This window comes from Pseudomonas sp. SWRI99, from assembly GCF_014270125.1.
Lineage (GTDB): Bacteria > Pseudomonadota > Gammaproteobacteria > Pseudomonadales > Pseudomonadaceae > Aquipseudomonas > Aquipseudomonas hamedanensis.
In genome coordinates, this window is sequence record NZ_JABWQR010000029.1 from 64,023 (window position 1) to 85,601 (window position 21,579).

The 21,579-nt window shown below is 61.5% G+C and carries 20 protein-coding genes; 10 read left to right on the forward strand and 10 right to left on the reverse strand.

Annotated features, from left to right (window positions below; genetic code table 11):
* Positions 1-2 precede the first annotated feature (2 nt).
* Together HU743_RS21615 and HU743_RS21620 are read right to left on the reverse strand one after the other, a co-directional pair.
* Positions 3-1,700 carry a copper resistance system multicopper oxidase gene (locus HU743_RS21615; protein WP_186651139.1) on the reverse strand — a complete coding sequence of 566 codons (1,698 nt, stop codon included), beginning with the start codon at positions 1,698-1,700 and terminating at the stop codon, positions 3-5.
* 102 nt (positions 1,701-1,802) lie between these two features.
* Positions 1,803-2,285 (reverse strand): hypothetical protein, encoded by a 483-nt coding sequence (locus HU743_RS21620; RefSeq protein ID WP_186550480.1) that lies wholly within the window; start codon positions 2,283-2,285, stop codon positions 1,803-1,805.
* Between the two features lie 164 nt (positions 2,286-2,449).
* On the opposite strand from HU743_RS21620, the gene HU743_RS21625 reads away from it, so the two are divergent.
* Together HU743_RS21625 and HU743_RS21630 are read left to right on the forward strand one after the other, a co-directional pair.
* A complete protein-coding gene (locus HU743_RS21625) occupies positions 2,450-3,112 on the forward strand; it encodes a ribonuclease T2 (protein ID WP_186651141.1) in 663 nt (220 codons plus the stop codon).
* 135 nt (positions 3,113-3,247) lie between these two features.
* Positions 3,248-3,850: a hypothetical protein gene (locus HU743_RS21630; protein WP_238351773.1), complete on the forward strand. Its 603-nt coding sequence runs from the start codon at positions 3,248-3,250 to the stop codon at positions 3,848-3,850.
* 14 nt (positions 3,851-3,864) lie between these two features.
* Here the strand turns inward: HU743_RS21630 and HU743_RS21635 are convergent, their stop codons facing one another.
* A complete protein-coding gene (locus HU743_RS21635) occupies positions 3,865-4,722 on the reverse strand; it encodes a LysR substrate-binding domain-containing protein (RefSeq protein WP_186651176.1) in 858 nt (285 codons plus the stop codon).
* A gap of 109 nt (positions 4,723-4,831) precedes the next feature.
* Here HU743_RS21635 and HU743_RS21640 point away from each other — a divergent pair, with 109 nt between their 5' ends.
* The 3 genes from HU743_RS21640 to HU743_RS21650 all read left to right on the forward strand — a co-directional run bounded on the left by HU743_RS21640 (position 4,832) and on the right by HU743_RS21650 (position 8,063).
* Complete coding sequence (locus HU743_RS21640) at positions 4,832-5,539, forward strand: haloacid dehalogenase type II (RefSeq protein ID WP_186651143.1); 708 nt, start codon at positions 4,832-4,834, stop codon at positions 5,537-5,539.
* Between the two features lie 11 nt (positions 5,540-5,550).
* A complete protein-coding gene (locus HU743_RS21645) occupies positions 5,551-6,321 on the forward strand; it encodes an aldolase (protein WP_186651145.1) in 771 nt (256 codons plus the stop codon).
* 173 nt (positions 6,322-6,494) lie between these two features.
* Entirely contained in the window at positions 6,495-8,063 is a 1,569-nt protein-coding gene (locus tag HU743_RS21650) for a sensor domain-containing diguanylate cyclase (protein ID WP_186651147.1), read from the forward strand.
* 159 nt (positions 8,064-8,222) lie between these two features.
* Here the strand turns inward: HU743_RS21650 and HU743_RS21655 are convergent, their stop codons facing one another.
* Entirely contained in the window at positions 8,223-8,564 is a 342-nt protein-coding gene (locus HU743_RS21655) for a hypothetical protein (protein WP_186634155.1), read from the reverse strand.
* Positions 8,565-8,751: 187 nt separating this feature from the next.
* Here HU743_RS21655 and HU743_RS21660 point away from each other — a divergent pair, with 187 nt between their 5' ends.
* From HU743_RS21660 to HU743_RS21675, 4 genes are all read left to right on the forward strand, one after another.
* Positions 8,752-9,192, forward strand: a complete 441-nt coding sequence (locus tag HU743_RS21660; protein WP_186651149.1) for a carboxymuconolactone decarboxylase family protein — start codon at positions 8,752-8,754, stop codon at positions 9,190-9,192.
* A 238-nt stretch (positions 9,193-9,430) separates the two neighbouring features.
* Positions 9,431-9,922: a sigma-70 family RNA polymerase sigma factor gene (locus HU743_RS21665; protein ID WP_186651151.1), complete on the forward strand. Its 492-nt coding sequence runs from the start codon at positions 9,431-9,433 to the stop codon at positions 9,920-9,922.
* A gap of 40 nt (positions 9,923-9,962) precedes the next feature.
* The gene (locus HU743_RS21670) at positions 9,963-10,946 is read left to right on the forward strand and encodes a FecR family protein (RefSeq protein ID WP_186651153.1); all 984 of its coding nucleotides are present in this window, start codon (positions 9,963-9,965) and stop codon (positions 10,944-10,946) included.
* 98 nt (positions 10,947-11,044) lie between these two features.
* Positions 11,045-13,471 (forward strand): TonB-dependent siderophore receptor, encoded by a 2,427-nt coding sequence (locus HU743_RS21675; protein WP_186651155.1) that lies wholly within the window; start codon positions 11,045-11,047, stop codon positions 13,469-13,471.
* 105 nt (positions 13,472-13,576) lie between these two features.
* Here the strand turns inward: HU743_RS21675 and HU743_RS21680 are convergent, their stop codons facing one another.
* Positions 13,577-14,728 (reverse strand): MFS transporter, encoded by a 1,152-nt coding sequence (locus tag HU743_RS21680; protein WP_186651157.1) that lies wholly within the window; start codon positions 14,726-14,728, stop codon positions 13,577-13,579.
* 245 nt (positions 14,729-14,973) lie between these two features.
* On the opposite strand from HU743_RS21680, the gene HU743_RS21685 reads away from it, so the two are divergent.
* A complete protein-coding gene (locus HU743_RS21685) occupies positions 14,974-15,954 on the forward strand; it encodes a diaminopimelate epimerase (protein ID WP_186651159.1) in 981 nt (326 codons plus the stop codon).
* Between the two features lie 128 nt (positions 15,955-16,082).
* Here the strand turns inward: HU743_RS21685 and codA are convergent, their stop codons facing one another.
* From codA to HU743_RS21710, 5 genes are all read right to left on the reverse strand, one after another.
* Positions 16,083-17,318 carry a cytosine deaminase gene (codA, locus tag HU743_RS21690; protein ID WP_186651161.1) on the reverse strand — a complete coding sequence of 412 codons (1,236 nt, stop codon included), beginning with the start codon at positions 17,316-17,318 and terminating at the stop codon, positions 16,083-16,085.
* Positions 17,319-17,332: 14 nt separating this feature from the next.
* Positions 17,333-18,604, reverse strand: a complete 1,272-nt coding sequence (gene codB, locus HU743_RS21695; RefSeq protein WP_186651164.1) for a cytosine permease — start codon at positions 18,602-18,604, stop codon at positions 17,333-17,335.
* Positions 18,605-18,910: 306 nt separating this feature from the next.
* Positions 18,911-19,723 carry an alpha/beta hydrolase gene (locus HU743_RS21700; protein WP_186651165.1) on the reverse strand — a complete coding sequence of 271 codons (813 nt, stop codon included), beginning with the start codon at positions 19,721-19,723 and terminating at the stop codon, positions 18,911-18,913.
* 212 nt (positions 19,724-19,935) lie between these two features.
* Positions 19,936-20,292: a 6-carboxytetrahydropterin synthase QueD gene (queD, locus tag HU743_RS21705; protein ID WP_186651167.1), complete on the reverse strand. Its 357-nt coding sequence runs from the start codon at positions 20,290-20,292 to the stop codon at positions 19,936-19,938.
* Between the two features lie 85 nt (positions 20,293-20,377).
* Complete coding sequence (locus tag HU743_RS21710; protein WP_186651169.1) at positions 20,378-21,457, reverse strand: patatin-like phospholipase family protein; 1,080 nt, start codon at positions 21,455-21,457, stop codon at positions 20,378-20,380.
* Positions 21,458-21,579 lie beyond the last annotated feature (122 nt).

The following is a 21,579-nucleotide window of genomic DNA, read 5'->3' on the forward strand; positions in this document are numbered from 1 at the left end:
CTTCATTCTTCCACCCGCACTTCGCGAAACATCCCCATTTCCATGTGATACAGCAGATGGCAGTGATAGGCCCAGCGGCCGAGGGCATCGGCAGTGACGCGGTAGCTGCGGCGGCTGCCGGGCGGCATGTCGATGGTGTGTTTGCGCACCTGGAAATTGCCGTTCTCGTCTTCCAGGTCGCTCCACATGCCATGCAAGTGAATGGGGTGGGTCATCATTGTGTCGTTGACCAGCACCAGACGGATACGCTCGCCGTACTTGAGCAGCAACGGTTCGGCGTCGGAGAATTTGATGCCGTTGAACGACCAGGCGAATTTCTCCATGTGCCCGGTCAGGTGCAACTCGAGGGTGCGGCCCGGGTCGCGGCCGTCCGGGTCTTCGAAGGTGCTGCGCAGGTCGGCGTACGTCAGCACGCGACGGCCGTTGTTGCGCAGGCCAAGGCCGGGATCGTCGAGTTTTGGCGCGGTGGTCATGGCCTGCATGTCCACCAGCGGATTGTCTGTCTCGCTGGCCGGATGCGATTGCATCGGCCCCATGGCCGAGTGGTCCATGGCGCTCATGTCCATGCCGCTGTGGTCCATGCCGGCCATGCCCATGTCGTCCATGCTGACCAGGGGACGCGGGTCGAGCGCGGGCACCGGCGCGGATAATCCGCCGCGTGTGGCGAGGGTGCCGCGCGCATAACCGCTGCGGTCCATGGCTTGGGCGAACACGGTGTGGGCGTCACCATCAGGCTCGACGATGACGTCGTAAGTCTCGGCTACCGCGATGCGCAATTCATCGACGCTGACCGGATTGACGTGCAAGCCATCGGCGGCCACCACGGTCATTTTCAGCCCCGGAATGCGCACGTCGAAGTAGGTCATCGCCGAGCCGTTGATCAGGCGCAGGCGCAGTTTTTCGCCAGGGCGGAACAGGCAGGTAAAATTGTCATCGGGCGCCTGGCCGTTCATCAGAAAGGTGTACGTGGCGCCACTGACGTCGGCGATGTCGGTGGGGTTCATGTTCATTTGCGCCCACATTTTGCGATCGGCGACGGTGGCGCCCCAGCCTTTTTCCCCGACATCATTGATGAAGTCGCCGACGGTGCGTTTGTGGAAGTTGTAGTAGTCGGACTGTTTTTTCAGAGTCTTCATCAGGCTGGCCGGGTCTTCGTCGGTCCAGTCACTGAGCATCACCACGCAGTCGCGGTCGTACTGGAAGGGCTCCGGCTCTTTGGCCTCAATCACCAGCGGTCCGTAGACACCGGCCTGTTCCTGAAGCCCGGAATGGCTGTGGTACCAGTAGGTGCCGTGTTGGCGAACCTTGAATTGATAGACGTACACGCCGCCCGGTTCGATGCCATGGAAACTCAGGCCCGGCACACCGTCCATGTTTGCCGGCAACAAAATGCCGTGCCAGTGAATCGAGGTGCTGGCCGAGAGCCGATTGCGCACCCGCAGCGTGACCGTGTCACCTTCGCGCCAGCGCAGCAGCGGGCCGGGCAGGCTACCGTTGATGGTCATGGCGGTACGCGGGGAACCGCTGAAGTTGACCGCGGTTTCGCCGATAAACAGCTCGAACTGATTACCGCTCAGCTCGTTGAGCGGCCCGGCGCCGTTCAGCGCCCAGACTGGCGTGCGCCACAGGCCGAGGCCGCCGAGCAGGCTGCCGGCAGCAAGGCCTTTGACGAAGGTGCGGCGAGACGTGGTGGAAGACATGCGCTGGAAGTCCTTGTTTGACCCATGACGGGGAGGCTAACCAGTGCCAGCTTTCAGTTGGCTGAGGGGTGGATTACAGTTTTGTCAGTTTCGCGATGGCCTTTACAGACCCAGACCTTGCTGTACTACCTGCAGCAAGTTGTTTTCCGTCAGGGCAATCGCATCCAGCTCCTGCCCGGTTTCAACGGTCTGCAACCACCAGTGACTTTCGCCATGTTCATCCACCGTGCGCAGCAACGACTGATCGCGCTCTGGCACATTAATCTGCACTCGGCCGCAGCCGTCCTCGGTAAACCGCGCGATCGGATCAAAGGTCAGGCTATGGTGGTTGGCTTCGATCACCAACTGATCGATGGCGTAATCATGGGATTCGCCATCCGGTGAAGTCTCGCAAACGTGCGTAGGAATTCGCCGAATCTTCAGTCCTACCTCGGTGACGGGCTGTAGCCAGGCCTCGATGCGGTGGTACAAGTCATACACCTGAGCAGGCCAGCAATCGATCTCAAGCGCAGCGCAGGTACTGTCGTCGGCCTGGGTGTGCCGGGTTTGTTTGAGTTTGGCGGCGAGTTCGTCTGCTTTACTCATTTCGGTTCCCTTGTTGGATGTCTGCCTGTTCAGCGTAGACCTTTGCACGGCGCAGAGCCTTGCCTTGCGTCATGCGCTTGCAATACAAGCGTGTCGAAATCAGCACTGGCCAAGTCTGGCCCGCAACGATAACCACGGACGCTGGCGTCCCAAGGAATGGGTACATGAAAAAGCTGTTTACAATTTTGACAGTGATCGCACTGACGATCGGTAGCATCGGCATCAGTTCGGCGCGTCAATCGCAATCCAGAGTGCAGGCGGAATCGGTGGCGGGGGTGTTCGACTACTACTTGTTGGCGCTGTCCTGGTCGCCGACTTTTTGTCTCACTCACAAGGACGATGCGCAGTGCACCGGCAAGGGCTACGGCTTCGTTCTGCACGGCCTGTGGCCACAATATGCCAGCGGCGGCTGGCCGCAATCCTGCCCGCCGCTGACCCGATTATCAGCCGCCGAGACCAACAAGGGGCTGACGCTGTTTCCAACGAAAAAACTCCTTGATCACGAGTGGTCCAAGCACGGCACCTGCAGTGGCCTCGGCGCGATGGGCTATCTGGACAAATCCGACCAGGCTGTTGCGGCGGTGAACGTGCCGGCAGAGCTGCAACCGTTCAGTTCTTCGTACTACTTCGAGGCGCAAGAAATTGCCGATCTGTTCCGCAAGGCCAATCCGGGCATCCCGGCAGACGGCATCGCGGTGATTTGCAGCGGCCCGCAGCTGTCGGAAGTGCGGGTGTGCATGGACAAGGATTTGCAGTTTGGCGCGTGCGGCAAAGGCGTGAAGAATCAGTGCCGGGCGGGGGACATCCGGGTGCCCCCGGCGCGGTGAGCCACGGGCAACGGCCAATCAAAACAGGCGCTCATTTGAGCGCCTGTTTTTTTTCCTGAAGGTTTGAAGCGCCTGCAAATTCACGCATGCTGCGCGCCCTAAAGGATCTTCACGTCACACCGCAAGGAGCTGTTCATGAGCGGAAAACCCGCTGCCCGCGTCACCGACCCCACCGCATTATGTTTGATGAGATCAACAAGGAAACCTGCTGATATGAAGAAGTTGTTGGCAACACTCCTGATCGTCTTCTGTGCCTCTTGCGCCAAGGATCACAGTGTTCCTGCCGCGAACCTTAACTTTCTTAGCGTAGAAAGGGAGGGAAATAGCTCCCTTTACGCTGTGTATTATGGCTCTGACGTCGATCTATTGGATTTATTCAACAGGGGCAAGAGGGTAGGTGCCGCTTCGACAATGCTGGAATGCGCACTGGGTGATGACGAGGATTTTTCGATTACTAACCGGTTCAGGTATTCCGCATACGGTGTGATCGATGAGGATGCGTCGAACAAAGCACGGGGGAGATTCAACAATGTAACAAGTGCCTTTCTGCGCCAAACCCCAGATAACGGCAGCACGCAGGACAATCTCTCGGTACCGGAACTTAACGCTCTGCTATCCCAAAGAAAAAGCGTCCCCTGCAAAGTCGTCGTCACCGCCTACGGCTACAAACCCTACTACTCAAACACCATGAACATCCCCACCGCCGACCTGCTGCGGGAAATCAACAAACCCGAATAACCCACCGGGGGATCTCAGGCAAATCCCCCCGCATCCACCCCCAATTCCCCACGCAAAAACTCCACCAGCCCACGCTGCAACGCACTCAACACTCCCTCGCGGCTGACCAACGCCAGTTCCGTCGGCGCCAACTCAGGCAAGTCCGTACACAGCTGATGCTCCGGCAGCACCGCCGAGACCGGCAGCACTGAAACCCCCAATCCCGATGCCACCGCCGCTTGAATCCCGGTCAGGCTATGGCTGCCGAACGCTACCCGCCAGGGTCGCTGGGCTACATCCAGCAGGCGAATCGCTCGCTGCCGATACAGGCAGCCTTGCGGAAACAGCGCCAACGGCAGTACACCGCTCGACGTATCGAACTCGGCGCCTTTGACCCACACCAGCCGTTCCGGCCAGGTCGCCCACGCCGGGCCGCTGTCGGGTTCGCGTTTGATCAGGGCGATGTCGATATCGCCGGCATCGAGGCGTTGGCGCAAGTCGAGGCTCATGCCGCTGAGGGTTTCCAGGCGTGCCTGTGGATGGCTGCGGGTGAAACCGGCGAGGATCAGCGCCATGCGCCGGGCGTCGAAGTCCTCCGGCATGCCAATGCGCAGCACCTCCAGATCGACCTCGCTGGCCAGCGCTTGCGTGGCTTCGGCGGACAGCGCGAGCAAGCGGCGGGCGTAGTGGATCAGCAGTTCGCCGTGCTCGGTGACGGCGACGTTCAGCCCGGTGCGGTCGCGCAGCAGCAAAGCATGGCCGACCAGATCCTCCAGTTTGCGCACCTGCTGGCTGACCGTCGATTGGGTGCGGTGTACGCGTTCGGCGGCGCGGGTGAAGCTGCCTTCGTCGACCACGCAAACGAAGGTTTTCAGCAACTCCAGATCCAGCATGGCGGTGTTCTCGATATTGGTTTTGCAACTGACGTACGTCTGTTTATTTAATTTCACACTATCATTGGTCGCTCATAAGCTGAAACCCTCACCACCGAGGAACCGACCAATGACCCTGACCAACACGCCACGCCCCGAATGGCTGACCTTCGATTGTTACGGCACGCTGATCCAATGGGATGAGGGCCTGAAGGCGGTCGTCGGGGAAATCCTCAGCGAGAAGGGCGAGCACCACGTCGACGCGAACCAATTGATTGAAGTGTACGACCGTCACGAACACCGTCTCGAACAAACCCCGCCGCATCGTTCGTTTCGCGAGCTGAGCAGTCTCGGTCTGCAATTGGCGCTGGAAGAACTGGGTTTGCCGAGCCTGGCCGAAGACAGTCAGCGTCTGGCCGCGGCGATCCCGAAGATGCCGCCGTTTACCGAAGTGATCGAGACCCTCGCGCAGCTCAAAGCCATGGGCTTCAAACTGTGTATCGTCTCCAACACGGATGACGCGATCATTGCCGGTAACGTCGCGCAGCTCGGCGGCCATATCGACCGGGTGATCACTGCGCAACAGGCCGGCGCCTACAAACCCGCGCCCCGGCTGTTCGACTACGCTCATGAGCAATTGGGCGTGACGCGCGATGAAACAGTGCACATCTGCGCCAGCCCCATGCTCGATCACACGGCAGCGCGGGACATGGGCTTTCGCTGCGTCTGGATCGATCGCGGCACCGGTCGTCAGTTGTTGCCGGACTATCGTCCCGACGCAACGCTGAGCGCGCTTGATCACGTGCTGCCCCTGTTCAAATCCCTCGGCTGGATGTAAGGAGAATTGCCATGGCGCACACCTTGAGCGGCAGTGTTCGGCCCCGGTCGGCATCGACACTCAACCTTGAGACCGAGGCAATCGTCACCGCCCGTCACGAACTCGCCGCGTGTTTTCAACTGGCGGCGTTGCATGGACTGGAGGAGGGCATCTGCAATCATTTTTCGGCGATGCTGCCGGGGCATGACGAGCTGTTTCTGGTCAACCCGTACGGCTACGCATTTGCCGAAGTGACCGCACAGAATCTGCTGGTCTGCGACTTCGATGGCCACGTGGTCGACGGCGCGGGCGAACCCGAGGCGACAGCTTTCTATATCCATGCGCGTCTGCATAAACAGCTGCCGCGGGTGAAAGTCGCCTTCCACACGCACATGCCGCACGCCACTGCGTTGTGCCTGCTGCAAGGACCGCCGCTGTTGTGGCTGGGGCAAACCGCGCTGAAGTTTTATGGGCGCACAGCGGTGGATGAAGATTACAACGGCCTGGCGCTGGATGAATCCGAGGGCGACCGCATCGCCGGGGTCATGGGCGATGCCGATATCCTGTTCCTGAAAAACCACGGTGTGATCGTCGCCGCACCCACTATCGCCCAGGCCTGGGATGATCTCTATTACCTGGAACGCGCCGCGCAGGTGCAACTGCTGGCCATGGCCACGCAGCGCGAACTGAAACCGGTGCCCCACGCGATCGCGCAACGTGCCTGCGAGCAAATGCGCGCGAGCGATGCGCAGAGTGCCCAGGCACATCTACGCAGCGCGATGCGTCGACTGCTGCACAACTGACTGACGTTGAAGCAGCCGCAAATAAATTGGCAAACAGCGATCATCCAAACGGACGACGCGCCGATATAACTGGGCGGGAGGCGGGCGTTTGCCCGGTACACCCCGGTGGGCTACGCTCACAAACATAAGGGTTTCGGGCTCGCGCCCCTGTCGTACCTGCCCAGGACATGCTTTTGCCTATCTCCCCTCAAGATCCGAATCAGGCCCCCGGCGCGCTCAAGCGCCTGCCCCTGCGCAAAGCGGCGGTGCTGTTTATCGTTGCTGTGAGCCTGTGCCTGTGCGGTTTGTTGTACCTGCAACTGGAGCAGTCGCGGCGTCAGGACCTGGCGGTGGCGCAAGTGGCATCGAGCAACCTGACGCGGGCGATGGCGCAGCAGGCCGAGGACACGATCATGGCGGCGGACCTGGTGCTGACCAGTCTGGTCGACTGGATTCAGGACGATGGTTACGGCGCTGCGCAGAGACCGCGTCTACAGAGGGTTTTCGCCCGCCGCGCGCAGCAGCTGGAGCAACTGCACGGCCTGTTTCTTTTTGATCGCGAGGGGCAATGGGTCATTACGTCCTTCGCCGATCTGCCCCGTGGCAACGGCGTGGCCGATCGCGAATATTTCAAGTTCCATCAGCAGAATGTCTCGACCGTGGCACACATCGGTCCAGCGATTCGCAGTCGCGAGAACGGCGAGTGGATCATCCCGGTGTCCAGGCGCATCAACGACCGCGTCGGCAATTTCCAGGGGGTGCTGCTGGCCGGTATCCGGATGTCCTACTTCGACCGGTTTTTCAAGAGTTTCAGCCTGGACGACAGCGGCATCATGTTTGTCGCCTTGACCGACGGCACCTTGCTTGCCCGAAGGCCTTTCGACGAATCACTGATCGGCACCTCGGTGGCCCACGGCGAGATCTATCAGAGCCTGCTACCGAACGCGACGGCGGGCACGGCAATGCTCGACTCGGTGGTCGACGGCGTTACCCGGTTGTATGGCTATCGGCAACTGGCGTCGTATCCGCTGGTGGTGTCCGCGGCGACTTCGCGCGAGACGATTCTGCAGGGCTGGTCGGAGCGCGCGTTTCAGTCCAGCGTGATTGTTGCGTTGGTGATCCTTGGGGTGGGGCTGTTCGGTTGGGTGTTCATCCATCAAGTGCGCAACGGTGAGCGCATTGAAAAAAACCTGCGCAAGGCGCAACGGGCGCTGGAGCAGATCGCGACCCATGACAGCCTCACTGGCCTGGCCAATCGGCGCTTGTTCGAGCGCTCGCTGGAAATCGAATTTGCCCGCTGTGCACGGCAGGTCAGTCCGGTCAGCCTGATCATGCTCGATATCGATTTTTTCAAGCGCTACAACGATGCCTACGGGCATGTCGCCGGCGATCAATGCCTGGCGCAAGTGGCGCAGGTGGTCAAGACATGTTGCCAGCGCAAGTCGGACCTGGCGGTGCGTTACGGCGGTGAAGAGTTTGCCGTGCTGTTGCCGGACACCGACATCAACGGCGCGCTGGCGATTGCCGGGCAGATTCGGCGCAGTGTGATCGACAAACACATTGTCCACAGTGGTTCGCCCACCGGATATCTCACCGTGAGCCTGGGCTGTTATTCATTTATCCCGAACGGTAACGACAGCCTGGAGATGTTTATCCGGCGCGCGGATGCGGCGTTGTATGAGGCAAAAAATGCCGGCCGCAACAGGGCGGCGGTGTTCTCGCCAGAGGAACGTTTTGCCGCGCTGATGCGCTCGGATCGCTGATCTTTGAAACAACACATTCCAACTGTGGGAGCGGGCTTGCTCGCGAATGCGGTGTGTCAGCTTGCATCATTATTGACTGACAAATCGCTTTCGCGAGCAGGCTCGCTCCCACAGTAGATTTTCTTCGTTTACAGGCTACTTGGGATGGCTCTTGTTCGTTCAGCCGCCCGTGCCGCCACCCGCACCGCCTGTGCCACCGCCGGCCGAACCGGTGCCGCCGCCCGCGCCCGAGCCGGAACTGCTGGCGCCGCCATTGGTGCCTGTCCCGGTGCCCATGCCAGTGCCTGAGCCGGTACCCGATTTGCTGCCGTTGTTCGAGCCGCCAGACCCGCTGCCACCGGAAGGCGAGCCCGGCGTATTGTCCGGCGGCATGGTCGAGCCGCTGGTGGCGCCGGACTTGGTGCCGGTGGCGTCGGTGCTGTCATTGGCGGCGAAGGTTGCTGCCGAACCCGCAGCGAGCAGACCGGCGAGCAATACCGAAGTGAGTGTGCGCATAGTCATGGTGCATCTCCTGATAAAGGGATTACCTGATGTTGGTCTGGCGTGCTGAACCCTTGGTGCCGGGTGAGTGACGAGTGGTCGATGGCGATGCCGGTGGCCTACTGTTCTTGCGCACAATTGGCTATTTGCCGAACCACGGCCCGGGGCTAACGTAGCCGCACATTCATTCGCAACCCCGGAGCCACAGATGCAGCCTCGTACCGATTTCTACACCGCGTCCCCTGATGCCCTGAAAGCGATGATGGCGCTGGAAACCGCTGTCTCGAAATTGCCACTGGAAAAAAGCCTGATCGAGCTGGTCAAGCTGCGCGCCTCGCAAATCAACGGCTGCGCATTCTGCATCGACATGCACACCAGCGATGCGATCAAGGACGGCGAAACCCCGCGTCGCCTGTTCGCAGTGACGGCATGGCGCGAAGCGCCGTTCTTCAGCGATCGCGAACGCGCGGCGTTGCTGTGGACCGAATCGCTGACGCAACTGAGCCTGACCCATGCCCCGGACGAAGATTACGACATCGTCGCCGCGCAATTCACGCCCAGGGAAATGGTCGATCTGACCGTGGCGATCAACACCATCAATGGCTGGAATCGTCTGGCGGTGGGCTTCCGCAAACTGCCCCAGGCCTAAGCTGCCTACATCCCCTGTAGGAGCTGCCGAAGGCTGCGATCTTTTGATCTTGTCTTTTAAAAGTCAAAGATCGCAGCCTTCGGCAGCTCCTACAGAGAGATCTTCAGGGTGCTTGTGCACTCGGCGTCGTCGGTGGTTGCACCTTGCGCATCAGTACACCGTCGCAGCGTGCATTGCTTTGTATTAATACGAAGCATTACTATTCACGCCCCTTTCCTCAGCTTGCCGCTCATACCCCATGCGCTCCCGCAGATCCGGCTTTTTCGAGCATTACGAAGAGTTGATCGGCACCTGGACTCGCCGCCTGCGCAATCGCGCGCAGGCCGAGGACCTGGCGCACGATACCTTTGTGCGGGTGCTTGAGTCGGATTCGGCGGCGGTGCAACAACCTCGGGCGTATCTGCACCAGACCGCGCGCAATATTGCGGTTGACGGTTATCGGCGGGAGGATCGACGTGGCGCCATGGAATCGGGCGTGGTGGATGAAAGTGCGTCGTCAGCGGGCGACCCGGAGCATTACATGCACGCGATCCAGCTGGCCGATTCCATTGAGCGCGCGCTCAGCGAGCTGCCGCTCAACTGCCGGAAGATTTTTGTCTGGCAGAAGATCGAGGGCCTGACGCAGGCGGAAATCGCCGAGCGCCTGGGGCTGTCCAAGAACATGGTCGAAAAGTATATGATCCGCACCCTGCGGCATCTGCGCGAGCGTCTCGACGGGTTGCAGTCATGAACGCTCGGACCTTTTCATCTTCAGCCGGACAGGACATTCCATGAGGGAGACGGGTGATTGCGCCTGTGGGCAAACGACGGTACGCGACGAGGCAGCGAGCTGGTTCGTGCGATTGCAGGAGCCGGCGGTCAGTGCCGAAGAACAGCAACGCTTCGACGCCTGGCTGAATGAGCACCCGCAACACCGCGAAGAATTCCAGTTGCTCCAGGGCCTGTGGACGGCGGCGGATCTGCTGCCGGCGTCACGCCTCGAAGCGCTTGCCGAAACCCCGCCACCACGCCGCCAGCGGCGACCGCTGCTGCGTTATGCCGTCGCTGCGAGTGTGGTGGCCGTTGCGCTGGGGCTTGGCCTGTTCAGTGGTTTGCATGATCCGGGCGGTTACCGCGCCGAGTTCGCCACGGCACTGGGCGAGCGCAAACACGTGGTATTGCCGGATGGCTCGGTGATCGACTTGAACAGCCGCAGCCGAGTGCAGGTGCGTTACGAGCACAATCGTCGGCTTATCGAGTTGAGCGCAGGCGAGGCGATGTTCAGCGTCGAGCATGACGGCGCCCGTCCGTTTGTGGTCGAGGCCGGCAGTGGCAAGGTCACGGTCACCGGCACGCGCTTCGATGTGCGCCGCGATGCTGCGCAAACCCGCGTGGCGGTGGAGCAGGGCACGGTGAAAGTGCAGGGGCGCAATGCCCCGGACGGAGCGTTCATCAGCCTGACCGCCGGCTTGGGCACCTACGTCGACGGCCAAGGCAAAGTCGCTGCAGCCTATGCGGTCAACCCGGCAGAACTGACGGCATGGCGCAACGGCAAACTGGTGTTCAACAACGCCAGCCTCAGCGAAGTGGCCGCCGAAGTGTCGCGTTATCGCGAAAAGCCGCTGACGGTCGCCAACCCGAGCGTGGCCAGCCTGCGCCTGACCAGCGTGTTCAGATCCGACGACACCGACGCCTTGCTCAAAGCCTTGCCGAGCATCCTGCCAGTGGCCGTTCGGACCCTCGCTGATGGTAGCCAGGAAATAATTTCAAAATAGCATTCAGGTTTTTTTCGAGTTCATCGTCTTCCTGTTCAACTGCAACTGGTTTGCATTAACAGCCGCACACTCTTGCGATCCACAGGACTCCGTACGACGTGAAAAACACCACAAACCACAATAAAAAATCTCCCTGGTTGCCGCTCGCCCTCGTGCTGGCGGTCAATGCTGCGATGCCGCTGGCCGTTGCCGCCGAGGCCATCCATATCCGCGCCCAGCCGCTGGGCCAGGCGCTCAGCGAACTTGGTCAGCAGACGTCGCTGCAAGTGTTTTTCAGCCCGGAGCTGGTGGCCGGCAAGCAGGCCCCGGCGGTCGAGGGGAATGTCTCGCCGGAGCAGGCGCTGCGGCAGTTGTTGCAGGGCAGCGGCCTCGATTATCAGATCAACGAAGGCTCGGTGACGCTCGCCCCCGCAGCGCCGTCCGCCGCCAGCAATGGCCCGCTGGAACTGGGCGTGACCGACATCAAGGTCGTCGGTGACTGGCTCGGTGACGCCGACGCCGCCGTGGTGCAGAACCACCCTGGCGCCCGCACCGTGATTCGCCGCGAAGCGATGGTCGAGCAAGGCGCGATGAACGTCAGTGACGTGCTCAAGCGTGTACCCGGCGTGCAGGTGCAAGACTCCAACGGCACCGGTGGCAGTGACATTTCCCTCAACGTCGGCGTGCGCGGCCTGACCTCGCGACTGTCGCCGCGCTCCACCGTGCTGATCGACGGCGTACCGGCCGCGTTCGCCCCGTACGGCCAGCCGCAGCTGTCGATGGCGCCGATTTCCTCGGGCAACCTCGACAGCATCGATGTCGTGCGCGGCGCCGGCTCGGTGCGTTACGGGCCGCAAAACGTCGGGGGCGTGATCAACTTCGTGACCCGCGCGATTCCGGAAAAAACCACCGGTGAAATCGGTACGACTCTGGAGACTACCCAGTACGGCGGCTGGAAGCACATCGACACCGCGTTCCTCGGCGGCACGGCCGACAACGGCATGGGCGTGGCGTTGTTGTATTCGGGCGTCAACGGTCACGGTTATCGCGAGCGCAATAACGGCAACGACATCGACGACGTGCTGCTCAAGACCCACTGGGCGCCGACCGATCAGGACGACTTCAGCCTCAACTTCCACTACTACGACGCCAGCGCCGACATGCCCGGCGGTCTGACGCAGAAGCAGTACGACGACAAACCGTATGAGTCGGTGCGCGACTATGACCAGTTCACAGGTCGGCGCAAAGACGTGTCGTTCAAGTGGATTCGGCAGATCGACGAGCGCACCCAGGCAGAGATCCTCACCTATTACACCGACAGCTTCCGTGGCAGCACCATCGCTGCGCGCGATCAGAAAACCCTCAGCTCGTACCCGCGTTCGTATTACACCCTGGGCATCGAACCTCGGGTATCGCGGGTGTTCGATGTCGGCCCGACCACTCAAGAAGTCAGCGTTGGTTATCGTTATCTGAAAGAGGCGATGCACGAGGAATCGAGCCGTCTGGCGCTGGTGAACAATCAGCCGGTGGTCAGGCCGACGTCGGACGGTCATGTGTTCCAGGACCGCACCGGCGGCACCGAGGCCAATTCGGTGTATGTCGACAACAAGATCGACGTCGGTCAGTGGACGATCACCCCGGGTATCCGCTTCGAACACATCAGCACCGACTGGCATGACCGCGCCGTGCTCGACACCGCCGGGCGGCCGGTGCCGGAGAAAAACCGCAGCATCGAAAGCAACGAACCGCTGCCGGCGCTTAGCGTGATGTATCACCTGTCCGATGCCTGGAAACTGTTCGCCAACTACGAAACTTCGTTTGGCAGCCTGCAGTATTTCCAGCTCGGCCAGGGCGGTTCGGGTGACAGCACCGCCAACGGTCTGCAGCCGGAGAAAGCCAAGACCTACGAAATCGGTACGCGCTACAACGATGACGTCTGGGGCGGGGAAGTGACGCTGTTCTACATCGACTTCGATGACGAGCTGCAATACATCAGTAACGATGTCGGCTGGACCAACCTCGGCGCGACCAAGCACCAGGGCCTCGAAGCATCGGTGCATTACGACATGGCCGCGCTCGATCCGCGCCTCGATGGCCTGACCGCCAACGCCGGATTCACCTACACCCGCGCCACCTATGAAGGCGAGATTCCCGGCTTCAAGGGCCGCGATCTGCCGTTCTACTCGCGGCAGGTGGCGACCGTGGGCCTGCGTTACGACATCAACCGCTGGACCTACAACATTGACGGTTTTGCCCAATCGAAACAGCGCTCACCCGGCACTGGCGTGAACGCCGACGGCAGCTTCAACGGCAATTACATCACCGAAGGCACGGCGGACGGGCAGTACGGTGACATTCCAGGCTACGTGACCTGGAACGTGCGCGGCGGCTATGACTTCGGCGCGCAACTGTCGAACCTCAAGCTCGGCGCCGGGGTGAAGAACATCTTCGACAAGCAGTACTTCACCCGCTCCAGCGACAACAACTCGGGGATGTATGTCGGTGCGCCGCGCACGTTCTTTGTGCAGGCCAGCGTCGGTTTCTAGCCGCTGCCACTGTGGCGAGGGAGCTTGCTCCCGCTGGACTGCGCAGCAGGCCCCAAAGCGGGGGTCGCTGCGCAACCCAGCGGGAGCAAGCTCCCTCGCCACAGATCAGACTTTAAGCACTTTGCCGCCAATCGCGACAGCCACCAGCAATACCGCCATCAGCCCAAAGGCAAAACTCAGGCTGCTGGCATGGGCGACAAAACCGATCACCGCCGGCCCCGCGAGAATCCCGGCATACCCCAGTGTGGTAATCGCCGGCACTGCGATGCTTTCCGGCATCACCGTCTGCTTGCCCACCGCCGTGTACAGCACCGGCACGATGTTCGAACAGCCGGCACCGACCAGCGCGTAGCCGACCAGCGCCGCTTGCCAGCTCAGCGCGAACGTCGCCAGGAACAATCCCGCCGCTGCCAACAGACCGCCAAACAGAATGATCCGCGTAGCACCGAGCTTGCGCACGATGCGATCACCGAGCAGACGCCCGACCGTCATGGTCAAGGCAAACGCTGCGTAACCCAATCCCGCATACGCCGTGTCGATCCCGCGTTCCTGCGCCAGAAACACCGCGCTCCAGTCCAGCGCCGCGCCTTCGGTGAGGAACACGATAAAGCACATGCCACCGATAAACAGCACGATGCCGTGGGGAATGGCGAAGGCCGGGCCGGAGCTTTCGCTGCCGTAAGGCAACATGTGCGGCACACACTTGAGCAAGGCGCCGATCAGCAATACGACCACTACCAGCATTGCCGCAAGCGGTGTCAGGCCGAGGCCGAGCAGGGCGCTGACCCCGGCCGCGCCGACGATCCCGCCCAGGCTGAACAGCCCATGAAAACCCGACATCATGTGTTTGCCGCTGGCGCGCTCGACGATGACCGCTTGCAGGTTCACCGTCGAATCCACCGTGCCCAGGCCTGCGCCAAACATGAACAGCGTGGCGATCAGCGCCGGAATCGACGACACCGTCGCCAGCAAGGGCAACGCGGCGCAGATCAGCAACGTGCCGCCGGTGGCCACGCGCCGGCAACCGAAACGTGTGGCAAGAATCCCCGCCAGCGGCATCGCCAGAATCGAACCGACGCCCAGGCACAGCAGCAATAACCCCAGCGTGCCTTCATCCAGCCCGGCGCGTGCCTTGGCGTACGGCACCAGCGGCGCCCACGCGGCGATGCCGAGACCGGCGATGAAAAAGGCGATGCGCGTGGACATCTGTTGCAGGCGTCCGGGGATAAAAGTGTCTTGGGGGTTGAGGCTGGTCATATCGATCCTTGGCAAAAAAACAACGGCATCCCGAGTGACATTCTGACTGCGTCGAGGTTCGATCGCAGTCTGTTCGAGGGCGTGCAGCCGACATCGTAACCTGTAGGAGTGAGCCTGCTCGCGATGGCGGTATTCCAGTCGATATTTTATAAACCTGACACGCCGCCATCGCGAGCAGGCTCACTCCTACAGGAGATTGCGGTTTACAGTGGGATTTTCGCCAGCATGAAAGACGGGAATAGGGCATGACGAGGTTCTACGACGCACGCGGCAATATTTACGCAGTGGTTTCTCCCGAAGCCTTGCGCCAGGCCGGCATTGATCTGCCGACAAGCGCTGCCCAGTGCGCCTCGTCTTGGCAAAAATGGAGCGCAGCAGCAATAGCCCTGTGCTGCCACTGGCCCGCTGGCCAACGCCCGGCGAACAGCAAACCTCACCGCAGCGATGGCCTGCTGATCGGCCCGTTCCAGACATCGGCGCCATTCGATGTGCTGATCGTCAACACCGACGGCTCCCTCGCCGAGCGCAGTGGCAACGGCTTGACGATTTTCTCTCAGGCGTTGGCCGAGCAGGGGTTGATGCCGGAGGGAGGCGCAGTGTTGCGCGTTCATCATGACAAGGGCACAGCAGTGGAAACCTCGGTGAAACCGGCTGAGGTCGAAGGCGTGCGCGGATTTTGGCTTGATCTCGGCCAGCCCGGATTCGGACCGGAGGCGGCGGCTGCGCACGCGGTTGAGAGCATTCAGTTCAACAGTCGGAACGTCAGCCATGTCCAGCCCTTGGCACAACTCGATCCCGCCTGGACCCAGAGTCAATTCGTACGCATCGGCAATCCTCACTGCGTAACGCTGCTCAGCGATGCCGGCGCTTTGCCGAGCAACGAGCAGATGCTTGAATCGCCATTGAACGAAGGCCTGACCCAGATTGCTTACGCCACGCCAACCGGTGCCGGTAATCCCTGCCCGGCGGGTGTCAATCTGCAATGGGCCGCGCTGGCGTCGCCGCAGAAAATTCTCGCCCGGGTATTTGAGCGCGGCGAAGGGCCGACCGCGTCATCCGGCACCAGCGCCAGTGCGGTGGCGTGTGCGGCGTGGCGGGTTGGCTGGGTCGAGATGGGGGAAGTGCAAGTGGTCATGCCCGGTGGCACCGCACCGATTTTGCTGGAGGTTTCGGAAGGGGAGTTGCTGCGCGTCAGATTGTTCGGCACGGCGCGGCTGATGGGTTGAATCGGCAAACGCCATCGCTGGCAAGCCAGACTCCCACAGGTTTTGTGTTCGGCCCTAATCGTCATATCAACACAAAACCCTGTGGGAGCCTGGCTTGCCAGCGATGAGGCCATCAGCCGCCGCGAACCTCAGCTGAACTCCACCACCGGCATCTGCCGCTTCATCAGCACCTTGCCGCCGCGAATCGAATACAACGGCAAGCCCTGGCTGCGGATCACTTCGTAATCGCTGTCCGCCGAGAGAATCAGCAGATTCGCCGGGCGGCCCTGTTCCAGTCCATAACGTTCGCCCAGGTGCATGGCCTTGGCGCTGTTGTCGGTGACCAGATCGAGCGCACTTTGCAGGTTGCGATAACCGAGCATGTGGCAAATGTGCAGGCCGGCTTCGAGTACGCGCAGGATGTTGCCGTTGCCCAGCGGATACCACGGGTCAACGATTGAATCCTGGCCGAAACACACGTTCATGCCGGCCTCCAGCAACTCGTTGACGCGGGTGACGCCGCGGCGTTTCGGGAAGTTGTCAAAGCGTCCCTGCAAGTGAATGCTCTCGGTCGGGCAGGAGACAAAACTGATTCCGGAGTGGCCGAGCAGGCGGAACAGTTTGGCGCAGTAGGCGTTGTCGTAAGAGCCCATCGCCGTGGTGTGGCTGGCGGTGACACGCGCGCCCATGTCGCGGCTGCGTGCTTCTTCGGCGAGTACTTCGAGAAAGCGCGAATGCGGGTCGTCGGTCTCGTCGCAGTGCACGTCGACCAGGCATCCGGTGCGCTCGGCCAGATCCATGAGAAACTTCACCGAGCTGACGCCCTGATCGCGGGTGTACTCGAAATGCGGAATGCCGCCGACCACGTCGGCGCCCATGCGGATCGCTTCTTCTATCAGCTCGCGACCGTTGCGGAACGACTCGATGCCTTCCTGCGGGAACGCGACGATTTGCAGGTCTATCAGGTGACGGCTTTCCTCGCGCACTTCGAGCATGGCCTTGAGTGCGGTCAGCTGCGGGTCGGTGACGTCGACGTGGGTGCGCACATGCTGAATGCCGTGGGCAGCCAGCGCCTGAATGGTCTTTTTCGCCCGAGTCTTGGTGTCTTCTTCGGTGATGGTGACCTTGCGTTCGCCCCAGCACTCGATGCCTTCGAACAGCGTGCCGCTCATGTTCCAGCGCGGCTCGCCGGCAGTCAGGGTGGCGTCGAGGTGGATGTGCGGTTCGACGAAGGGCGGCACCACCAGGTTGCCGCCGGCGTCGAGGTCATTCGGGCCGAGGGTGGGCGCTTCGGTCTGGCGGGCGATGCTGTGAATCAGGCCGTCTTGCAGGTGCAATTCGTGCAGGCCTTCCTGGTTGCGCAATCGGGCGTTGATGATGTGCATCAGGCGAATCCTTTTTATAAGTCTTGTAGGGGTGCGCTGACGCGACGGGCGCCGAGCATACCGGTGACGATGACATACGTTAGCGCGGCAGCGGCAATCCCTACCAGCGGCGCGACCCACGGCGAGCTGAACGCAGCGACAGTGCCCACGCCGTAGGCCGTCAGCCCCGGCCAGTTGAACGCGGGCAACCGTGCGTCGGCCAGACGCGGATAGTGCCCGCGCCAGCGATAGAAGAAGTCAGCCATGATCACCCCGCCAATCGGCGGAATCACCGTGCCGAGCAGAATCAGATACGGCACCAGCATGTCGTACATGCCCAGCAGCGCGAGCAGGGTGCCGATCACCGCGCCGCCGAGGGTCACGGTCTTGCGCCGACCGGTACGCAGCAAATTGCAGCCGGCCACGGCAAAGTTGTAGATGGTGTTGTCCTGAGTGCTCCAGATGTTCAGCAACAGCATAGCCATTGCCGCCATGGCGAAACCCTGCAACAGCAGGACTTCAACCACGTCCGGTTGCTGATAAACGATCGCGCCGTACGCGCCGATCAGCACCATCAAGCCGTTGCCGATGAAAAAGCCGATCAGGCTGGCCAGCACCGCCACCCGCGCCGAACGTGAGAATCGCGTCCAGTTGGTCGCTTGCGTCGCGCCGCTGACGAAGGTGCCGAACACCAGGGTGATCGCGGTCGACCAATCCAGCGAGCCCGTTGGCACCACGCTGAGCAAGCCTTCGAAGCCGCCGACTTTTACCGTCGCCACCCACATCGACAGCATCAGCAGCAACATCATCGCCGGCACCGCGATGTACGACAGAATCTCCAGCCCGCGATAACCGATGTAGGCGGTGGCACAGAAGCCCAGACCGAACAGCACCATCAGGCCCAGCACCGTGGCTTCATTCAAATCAAAGTATTTGCCAATGACCACGGCAGCCGTTGCCGTGCCCCAGGCGTACCAGCCGATCTGGGTGAAACCGAGGATCAGGTCGCTGAGCTTGCTGCCGACTTCGCCAAAGCAAAAGCGCCCCATCAGCACCGAGTTGAGGCCGCTCTTGAACGCGATGTAACCCAGGCCCGCGGCGTACAGGCCGAGCAGCAGGTTGCCGACGATGATCACCGCCATCATCTCGGCAAAACCGAACGCGACCCCGAGCTTGCCGCCGGCAAACATGGTCGCGGTGAAAAACGTGAAGCCCAGTAACACCATCGCCGTCGAGGCCAGGCCTTTGCGCGCGTGCATCGGGACTTCGCTGAGGGGGTAATCGTTGCCGGGGGCATTCTGCGTCATGGGGAGTCCTTGCTGGAAGGGGGAAGACGCGGGAGGGTTGCAGCGGTCGTGCCAAACACGGTTGGGCCGGGTATGTATAGACGACACGGCGAAGTCAGGCGCGAAAACAGTGCACCTGAACGGACCGAAGCCCAATGTAGGAGCTGCCGAAGGCTGCGATCTTTTGATCTGATCGTTCCCACGCTCTGCGTGGGAATGCAGCCCGGGACGCTCCGCGTCCCATTCCAAAACCGAACGCGGAGCATCCGTTGAGGCATTCCTTTGATGCGCGTGGGAACGATCGGTGTGCGGGCAACTTTGTGTGGGTCAGAGAAAGCGCAGCAATGCGGCGACGATCGCTTCGGGGGCATCTTCCTGAACGAGGTGGCCGGCGTTGGGGATGGCGTGGAATCGTGATCCCGGGATCATCTGCTGCAATGCCCGGCCACGTTCGATGGGAATCCACTGATCCTCCTCGCCCCAGAGAATCTGCACCGGACAGCGGATCGCCGGGTACAAGCCTTCGGCCTCACGGGTATAACGCTCGTCCATCTGCGCGATCTGCCGATAGAAGGCCGCTTGCCCCGGGTTACCGAGCCAAGGCTGGGCATACGGCGCCAGTTCCTCATCGGCCATCTGGCGATGAATCGCGCCACGAATATAGGTCGGCACGATGGCGCGCTGGATGTAATCGGGCAAGCCGCTGAACGCTGCCTCATGCTGACGCACATGCTGCACGAACGGCGAGCCCCACGGCGTCAATGCGACCGGATCGATCAGGCTCAGGCTGCGGTAATCCCTGCCGTTGAGCAGGTGTGCACGCAACACCGTGGCGCCGCCAAAATCGTGGGCGACCACGTCTGGAGTTTGCAGATTCCAGTGGTCGAGCAACTGCGTCAGGAGTTGGTTCTGCACCCCGAGGGAGACGTCGGCGTCTGGCTGTGCGGACTGCCCGTAACCGAGCAGATCGAAATAGTGCACTCGGTGCGTGGCGAAAAAGTGCGGAGCAATGCGGTGCCACACATAGGACGAAAACGGCGTGCCATGCACGAACACCAGCGGCGGGCCGTCGCCGCGCACGGCATAGCGCACCTGATGCCCGTTGAAGTCAAAGACCTGGTCCAGCAGCCAGTCCGTCATGGGCCTGTCCTCTTGGCGGGTTTGAGCCAAAAAGCATAGGCGTAAAAAAACAGCCGTGAAGGCTGTTTGTTCATTGGCTGACACGCCGCCTGTCCCTGTGGGAGCGGGCTTGCTCGCGAAGGCATTGTGTCAGTCACTATTTATTTCAATGGCAAACCGCATTCGCGAGCAGGCTCGCTCCCACAGAATTGTGCAGTGCCCTCTGGATCGGGTTATTCCCCGCGATAAATGCATCCGCTGGTGCAGGTCTCATGAATGCGGATCGCGCTGAGTTCCGGCAACAACGGCTTCAGTTCTTTCCAGATGAATTTGGCCAGCACTTCACTGGTCGGGTTTTCCAGACCGGGGATGTCATTGAGGTAGTTGTGGTCGAGACGCTCGTACAGCGGCTTGAAAATCGCCTTGATCTCGGAGAAGTCACGAATCCAGCCAGTGTGCGGATCAAGGTCGCCGCTCAGGTGGATGGCCACCTTGAACGAGTGACCGTGCAGGCGCCCGCACTTGTGGCCGGCGGGGACGTGCGGCAGGCGGTGGGCGGATTCGAAAGTAAATTCCTTGAAGATTTCCACAGTATTTTCGGCTCTGTTCAGATGGCGTTCGCCGCAGCGATTCGGGCAGGCGGCGAGTTTATCAGCTTGTATCTGGCCGTGCTGACTAAAGGGTCAGCAACCGATCGGCGAGGCGACCGTTGGCTGTCAGTTCGAGAAACTCGTCACCCAGCCGGCGGCTTTCGTCCATTGCCGTGTGCCAGTATTTCTGCCGGCTCGGGGCATCGCCCATGAAACGTTTGAAGTCGTTGCGATCCGGCAGTTTGCCGTAGGGCAGGCGCGCCAGATAGTCCTTCGACGGCGCAAGCAGCAGCACGTCTTGCAAGCGCTGCACCGAAGCGCGGCGCCACGGCAGGGTCTTGTCGAACCAGCCGGGAATCACCCGGTCGGTGAAATGCGGATAGAGCACGATGCCGTCGCCGCTGTAGGGCAGGTCGAGGTGATAGTCGAGCAGACCGCCGTCACGGAACGTGCCCGCGCCAGCGCCGGGCAAGTCACGCACACCTTCCATGACCATCGGAATCGAGCCCGACGCCAGCAGGGCCTGACGCAGGTTGCCGGCATTGAGGGCAACGAAGCGCGACGGAAAATCGGTCAACGCATCAAGCGGTGGCGCCAGGCGCGGATCGTGGATGATCAGCCGCTCGAAGTGGCGCGACAGGCGGGCGCGCCCACGCAGGTTGTCGGCGATCACCGAACCCAGGGCCAGACCGAGCCGGCCGCGATGATCCTCGGCCAGCCGCCCCTGGCTTTTCACCACCATGATGTTCAAGCGGTAATGGATGTTTTCGAGGATGCTCGCATCGCGGCCGTCGAGCAGATCGTTGAGCATGCGCTGCGAGCTCTGGCTGATCTCGGCCATGGTCACGCCCTTGTTGAAATGCTGCTCGGCGTAAAGATGACCGAGCCGGCGCAGACCTTCGGCGGCGTCCGGCAGGCAGGCACTGGCGAAGCGCCAGGAGCCGACCGATGCACCAATCAGCGACCGCTCGCGCGGCGCGCTCGGCAGCCATTCGCCGAACAGCGCCAGGTCCAGCCCCTGAATCCCCAACGCCTTCGGCCCGCCGGCGGCGCCGGGCAGGGTGCCGACATCCGCAGCGTTCAAACCTTGGGCACGAATCCGCGCCATGGCCCGCGGGCCGGCCTTGAGGGTTAAGGCGGGGAACTTGATATGGATGGCGGTCATACCGGTCTCGATCGTTAGCAAGCTGGCGATTATAAGCTGATGTTGCAAACCCTTGTAGGAGTGAGCCTGCTCGCGATAGCGGTGTATCAGCGCCATATCTGTTGGCTGACACTATCGCGAGC